This is a genomic window from Rhizobium ecuadorense (assembly GCF_001187535.1).
Taxonomy (GTDB): Bacteria; Pseudomonadota; Alphaproteobacteria; order Rhizobiales; family Rhizobiaceae; genus Rhizobium; species Rhizobium ecuadorense.
On record NZ_LFIO01001329.1, the window covers coordinates 1 to 449 of the forward strand.

Annotated in this window: 1 protein-coding gene; it reads right to left on the reverse strand. The window is 53.9% G+C overall.

Annotated elements, in window-relative coordinates:
* The coding region (locus tag AF337_RS40985) for an alanine--tRNA ligase-related protein (protein ID WP_244471332.1) at window positions 1-346 on the reverse strand (346 nt) is incomplete at its 3' end.
* Window positions 347-449 lie beyond the last annotated feature (103 nt).

Sequence of the window (449 nt, forward strand, 5' to 3'; positions counted from 1 at the left end):
CCCTGAACGAGAAAAGGCCGAGCATGGTGAAATGGAGAAGATGAGTTCCGTCGCCGATCTCGTCGAGGTCGCCCATGCGCAGGCAAGCCTGGCTGTTTGCGACGGTTCCACTATGGGAGGGATCGGAGAAGAGGGGCTTGTACTGCTGCATTCCAGCGCTGCAGAAGAGCGTGGTATCGTCATGCGGCCGTACGGATTCGATGCGTATGAAATCAATGCCCTTGGAAAGGCAGAAGTCTTGATATTGCTGGATCAGGCGTCCCGCGGTGACATAGGCAACCTCCTTCGTTGTTCGTGCCTTCGGAAAATATAGAGGTCTCCGGCGCGCAGGGCAATCCGCTGCTATCGGAGATAAGCCGGATCGGCGCTATTGATCATTGTCTCACTTGAGACTAAATATAACATCAAGTGAAAAGGACCGTGACCATGATGGGATTTGCAGTCATCGC